This window comes from Prosthecobacter sp. Pr1 (genome assembly GCF_057652315.1).
Genome location: NZ_JBYFBS010000025.1, coordinates 80,284 through 86,381, shown reverse-complemented (window position 1 = coordinate 86,381; position 6,098 = coordinate 80,284). Strand labels below are relative to the sequence as shown.

Annotated in this window: 4 protein-coding genes; 2 read left to right on the top strand and 2 right to left on the bottom strand. The window is 60.0% G+C overall.

What is annotated here, in order from left to right:
- Positions 1-171: 171 nt before the first annotated feature.
- Together AC24GY_RS26735 and AC24GY_RS26730 are read left to right on the top strand one after the other, a co-directional pair.
- Complete coding sequence (locus tag AC24GY_RS26735; protein ID WP_487689273.1) at positions 172-1,059, top strand: MBL fold metallo-hydrolase; 888 nt, start codon at positions 172-174, stop codon at positions 1,057-1,059.
- 152 nt (positions 1,060-1,211) lie between these two features.
- Entirely contained in the window at positions 1,212-4,334 is a 3,123-nt protein-coding gene (locus tag AC24GY_RS26730; protein WP_487689271.1) for a hypothetical protein, read from the top strand.
- A 42-nt stretch (positions 4,335-4,376) separates the two neighbouring features.
- Here the strand turns inward: AC24GY_RS26730 and AC24GY_RS26725 are convergent, their stop codons facing one another.
- A complete protein-coding gene (locus AC24GY_RS26725; protein WP_487689269.1) occupies positions 4,377-5,348 on the bottom strand; it encodes a hypothetical protein in 972 nt (323 codons plus the stop codon).
- A complete protein-coding gene (locus AC24GY_RS26720) occupies positions 5,345-6,097 on the bottom strand; it encodes a DUF695 domain-containing protein (protein ID WP_487689267.1) in 753 nt (250 codons plus the stop codon). Before AC24GY_RS26720 ends, AC24GY_RS26725 begins: the two co-directional genes overlap by 4 nt.
- Position 6,098 lies beyond the last annotated feature (1 nt).

Sequence of the window (6,098 nt, the reverse complement as noted above, 5' to 3'; positions counted from 1 at the left end):
CTCCGAGCCCGCAGCACTCCGCCTCAGACAAAGTTCCGCGTTTGCCAAAGCGACTGTTTCTTCTGACGGGTCTTGTCTGATCCGTCAGATCAGTTGCCCAGTGGCCTTTATAGCAGCCATGCGCCGCCCCCTTGACGCTGCACTCATCTTGCCCTTCTTGATCGCACTCCCATGCGCATTCACACCCTCGATCTCCATTTCATCGGCATTCCCGGTGTCATCGCGGCCTTCCTCATTGAGAGCGGTGGCGAGTACGCGCTGATTGAAACCGGCCCGGGCTCCACACTGGAAACCCTGCGCGCCGCGATCCGTGCCGTCGGTGTCGATGAATCCGCCATCAAGAAGGTCTTCGTCACTCACATTCACCTCGACCACGCCGGCGCTGCCGGATGGTTTGCGCAGCAGGGGGCCACGGTGTACTGCCATCCCAATGCCGCGCGGCATTTGATCGATCCTTCCAAGCTCATCGAAAGCGCCCGCATGGTTTATGGCCATCTCATGGACAAACTCTGGGGCGAAATGCTGCCTGTCCCTGCGGAACGCGTGGTTGCATTGAAGGACAAGGAAAGTGTGAGCCTTGGCGAGATTGAAATCATCGCCTGGGACACCCCGGGCCATGCGCGGCATCACCACGCCTTCATCATCGGGGACGTCTGCTTTACCGGCGATGTGGCCGGCATGAGGCTGGAAAACAGCCGCTATCTTTCCGTCACTGCCGCGCCGCCGCAGTTTGATCCTGTCGCTTATGGGCAGTCCCTGGATCGCCTCCTGGCTGCCAATTTCAAGACGCTCTACCTGACGCACTTTGGCGCGGTGAGCGATGTCGAGTGGCATCTGAGCACCTATCGCCAGCGGGTTGCCGAGGTTTACGAACGCGTGGCCGCCGATTTCAAGGCAGGCGTCAGCGTGGAGGAAAACCGCCGCAACTACGCGCTCGCCGAGCATGCAATCGCCATCCAGGCGGGTGTGAGTGAGGAACTCTGGCGCAAGGGTGAAGACGCCAACGTCACCTCGATGTGTGCTGACGGTGTCCGCTTATATTGCGAAAAGGGGCGCTAAAGCTTGCACCGAGCGGCAGTCAGGCACCGAGCCGTGCCGAAAAATGGCATTTTTTGCAAACTGGTTCGTTTAAGTACAAAGAATTTCAAAAAACTACTTAACCAATCCGTAATATTGATGTAAGTTGAGGAATTGCTGCAACGAAGTTACTTATGAGCAACATCGCTTTTGAAAAAGACGGTAGTCGGGAAGCCAAGGCGCCGAAGACGTCAGGTCTGCCCGTCGGGAGATTGGTGGAACTCAATGCCGCCGCCGCTGATGCCCAGGCCACCTGCGAACGCTGGCACTCTGAATTGCAGTCCGTGCAGGAGCAGCACCGGGCGCTGACCCATGAAGTGCGGCAGATGTCACGGCTGCATGAACAGAAGACTTCGGAAGTGAACCGTCTCCTCAGTCTTGAGGCCAGCCAGAACGAGCAGCTGGTCAAACTGAACGGGCACCGGGAGCTGTTGCAGAGCCGGCTTCAGGAGATCAATGCCCGCTATCTGCAAGATCAGGGTCGGCTGCAGCAGACGCAGCAGCAGTTGAGCGAATGGGAGAACCACAAGCAGTCGGTGGAGGCGCAGGTGGCTGCCGCATCCAGGCAGCTTGCAGGGCTGAAGGCGGAGTCGGCATTGCTGGAAGAGCGCAGCTCAGAACTCTCCGATCTCCTGCAAAAAGCCATCGATGAGGTGACCCGCCAGCAGGAGCGCATTGTCGAGGCGCGCGGCTTGGTGCTTCGTCATGAGACGCGGCATCAGGAACTGACGATCAACATCGCACGGATGGAGGTGAGCGCCCAGCAGACGGAGGCCAACCTCAAGCTCAAACAAGAGCGCCTCAACTATCTGGAAGAAGCCGGCAGCCGGGCCACCGGTCATGTCGTGGATCTGACTTCGCGCTACCAGGCCCTGGAGCAGAATTTTACGCAGCTCACCGCGCAGTGCCGCGAAAGCGAGGCCTCCCTCAACATCACGCGCAGTGCCATCGCCGATGAACGGGCGCGGCTTCAGGAAGCCCGGCAGGCCGTGCAGGAGACCCATCAGAACCACGCCGATTTGCAGAACGCGGTCAGAGAGCTGGCGGGCCAGCGAGTGGCTGCCGCAACCGCGCTGGGTGAACTCAAGTCAGAGGCCGTTCAGCACGAGCAGACCTTGATCATGCTCCGCCAGCAGCGGACGAAATGTCAGGCGGAAATGGATGAACTGCGCGCCTGCCAGCAGACCCTCGCGCAGGCAGTGCTGGCCCGCCGCGGCGAACTCGCCCGCATGGAAGAGAAGCTGGGCATCACTTTGAATGAGTGTACGGAAGCCACCACGCAGCTGGCCGACCTCGGCCGGGCTGTGGCACAGCATCAGCAGCATGAGGAGTCGTCCGTTCAGCAGATTCAGCAGCTCACTCAGGAGATCGCGGATCTTGGCGTCAAACGCCAGCAGGTGCAGGACCAGATCGCTGACACCGAAACTTCATTGGCAACGCTGGGCGAGCGCCACCACGCCCTCGGAGAAGAGATCGTCGTCCTGGTCAACAGCCGGCAGTCCACCGCAGATGCGTTGCAAGCCTGCCGCGCTGAACTTGCCACCACGGAAGAGCGTCTGAAAAACACCCAGGATGACTGTTTGGCCGCCGAAAAACGCCTGTCCTCCCTGAATCAGACCCTGCAGGAACGCCAGGAGCAGGAAGCCATCCTTGGGGATCACATTCACGTGCTGGAGCAGCAGTCCCACCAGCTGGAGGCCCAGACGCAGGAACAATCCGGCAAGCTCGAAGCCATGCGCCAGGAGCGCATCAGTACCGAGATCGCTCTGCAGCGTCTCAGCCAGCAGCATGAAGAGGCAGGCATCCGATTGGAATCCCGTCATGCGGAGATCGACACCACCTCCGTGCGACTGCAGCAGGCGATGCACGACTGCCAGCAGGCCGAGGAGCGCCGCATGGCCTTGAGTCATGAAGTGGAAAATCTGCTCATGCGGCAGCAAAACCAGGAGATGATCCTGCGTGAAGTCGAAGCCCAGATCTCACGGCGTGAACAGGAACGTGAAGTCTCCACCGCAGGCGCCCGCCAGGCCCAGCAGGAGCATGAGGCCACTGCCGCAGCGGTCATGGCCGCCCGCAGGGAACTGGCAGAGCATCAGGCAGGCATCACCGCAGCCACGGCGAAGCTGTCAGAACTTCAGTCTGCAGTGCAGTCCACGGAGCAGAACCTGACCACCACGGGTGCCACCTTGGCCGGCCAGGAGCAAAAGCTCGTGGAAACACGCAGCGCACTCGAGGCCGCCTCGCAGGAACTCCAGCTTGCGCATGACCTCAAGGTCACGCTGGAGGCGCTGACTTCCCGGCAGGCCAACGTGGCTGCCGCAGAACAGCACCTCGGAATTTTGGGACGCCAGGTGGAAGAGGCCTCACAACGCCGCACCCAGCTCGATGCCGCTCTCAAAGACATCACCCAGCAGCTGGCCACCGCGACCGCAAGCTGTGACGCCGTCAATCATCAGGAGACTGAGACCCGCCAGCGTCTGGATCAGATGACAGCGCAGGAAAAAGAACTCCGCCAGGAGATCGCCACACTGACCGCCTCCGCGCAGCAGGAGCGGGTGATGTATGATGAATTCCGCTCGTTGTCGAAGGATGCCCGCGAGCTGTACGATCAGGAAAGTGCCGCACTCAATGTGCAGATCAAGGATCTGCGCCAGCAGCTCAGCGGCTGGGAAACGCAGATCACCACCTTGCTGGACTGGAAAGAGCGGATGGATCTATGCCTGAACCGGCTGCAGAAGGCCGAGGCGGATTCACCGGAATCTCGCAACGCGAAGGATGAAATTCTGATGGCACTCGGCGCTCTGCGTCAGATCATGGAGCGCCTTCAGACCAGCAAAGTGGAGTCATCGCGTCAGACCTCCGTCGAGGGTTCCGCATCAGCCAGGACGGTGAACTCTTCCACATCGTCTTCAGAGACGAAAACGGGCAGCGCGCTGCTCAGTGAAGTCAGGCCAAACAGCCGTCTCAGCCGCCTGCGTGAAGAGCTTCAGCGGGAAGAAAGCCGTCTGAATTTCCTGCGCCAAAATTCACGCGCCCTCGAGCTCCGTGCCCGCATCCGCCCGTCGCTTCCTTCGCTTCAGGAGGGGCAAAACGGTGGCAATCAGGAAGGCTCGTCTCAATGGGAGGAGCGGATCAAGCGCGCCGCGATCGACGAAACGAACCTCTTGGAAAAGATCGCCGCTCTCAAAGGGCAGATCGCGGAACTGCGTGGCGAAGTCCCGTCGCCGTCCGCAGTGGTCATGGACACGAGCGGTTGATGGTGTCGGCCAGCTCCGCAGTGCATCGGGTTGCCTCGCAGCTTACCTTGGCCGTGGTCGTGGCCGGGGGCGGCGACGGGTGCTGACGAGCCGAGCACGGGCGCTGAGTTGAAGTTTGCGCCCTATCACAAGCATGATCATGATCACCACGGCGCGGACCATCCACCAGCGTTCCGAACTGGGGGCTGCGGCTGTGTCTTTGGTTTCAATGGGAGTGGCGAGCTTGACCGCAGGGCTGCCTGCGGGCCCAGATGCGACGGTGGCCGCAGGCTTACTTGGAGCGGTAGCCGCCGGTGCCGCATAGCTCGATGCGGCGGCGAGTGTCGCAGCGGGTCGTGCAGGCATCTCTTCGGCGGGCGCGGCAGTGAGGCCGGACTTCTGCTTCTTTTCCTCCTCCTGCACAAAGGGGTCGTCCGCAAAGCCGGTGTCGTAGAGATACTCCGGCTCCTGCACGCTGAAGGTCACGTCTTCGATCTGCCTGTCCTGCTCAAAGACGCCGTGGATCGTCTGCATCGGCCCGGTCTGCTCGAAGATCTCGAAGCCCAGCCAGAAGTCCTCCAGCACCTTGCCCTCGATGGTTTGCACGAAGGTCACATCCACATTGCGCGCCGCGTAATCGATCTCGGTCATCGGCGGTGTTTGCGCGGCGTCCGGCCAGACGGGCGCAAAGCGCACGCCGGAGCCCAGCATGGCTTTCTGCCGGTTGATCTCCACATGGATGTGCTGGTTCAGATACGTGCCAATGCGCGGCTGCGCGGCAGTCAGTTCCGCCATGCTGATCTTCATGTCGCCATCCGTGTCGATGCCGGTAAACCGCGTGAGCGTGAGGATGTTAAACGTCAGCCGGATCTCCAACTGATGCGGCTTTGGCCGCACGCGCATCTCGCTCTGGTCAGCAGGGTGACCGAGAGCGGAATGGTGAATGACGAATGACAGAATGGCGAATGCCAGAGGCAGGACACGCATCAGACTTTGACGATTTGTCAGCTCATGGTCCGTGATGCGTGGCTTCATGTGACTACGGACGCTCCCCACCCGTCATACTCGATGTTCAAACGCTGGCATGCCTCGCGATGCGAAAGACTCTCCCTGAAAATCGCCCCGACATCCAGGGGCATGCTATGGGCCATGACCAATCGGGATTCCGCCGCCGATGCCTCCAGCAAGGAATAGCCTTTGGCTGTCAAAGCGGCGTACATCTGTTCCAGGCCGCCGATGTTGCCACGAAAGACAAACTCCAGCGAATGAGGCTTTGATGGATCACTCCCTGCCTGCACAAGGTTGTCCACGACACGACGGTCGAAAATGAGCGCCCATGAAGTGGCGGACGGCCATACGGACGCAAAGAAAAAGTCCCAGCCATCGTGCTCGGAAACATTGGTCTCGTAGTCACCATGCTCTCTGATCCAACGTCCGACGGGTGGGCGGAATGGGGTGTAGTCTGCAACTTGGAATACCAACTCTCTTGTGCCGCTGTGTGTCAAACGTCCAAGCAGCAGGCAGGGCGCATTCTCGGCGTTCAGCAACTCAACCAGGCGATCCTCCATGTCCCACAGCACCTGAGCTTCGTCCTGAGAAGGGCCTCCATTCTGATTGGGGGCCTTAATGGTGATCAAGACGCGAGCACATAAAGGATATTTGCTTTTCTCTATTTTGTTCGAGTCCGTATGAAATCCAACAATAACAGGGCCGCTGTCGGTGTTGTAAGAATAGGACTCCCAGTTATGGTCGGGGCAAACGTTCATGCTGTTCTTTGAAGACATG

Excerpts from the sequence above, each read along its gene's own strand:
- AC24GY_RS26730 (WP_487689271.1), top strand. The coding sequence starts at position 1,212 with ATGAGCAACATCGCTTTTGAAAAAGACGGTAGTCGGGAAGCCAAGGCG.
- AC24GY_RS26725 (WP_487689269.1), bottom strand. The coding sequence starts at position 5,348 with ATGAAGCCACGCATCACGGACCATGAGCTGACAAATCGTCAAAGTCTG.
- AC24GY_RS26735 (WP_487689273.1), top strand. The coding sequence starts at position 172 with ATGCGCATTCACACCCTCGATCTCCATTTCATCGGCATTCCCGGTGTC.
- AC24GY_RS26720 (WP_487689267.1), bottom strand. The coding sequence starts at position 6,097 with ATGTCTTCAAAGAACAGCATGAACGTTTGCCCCGACCATAACTGGGAG.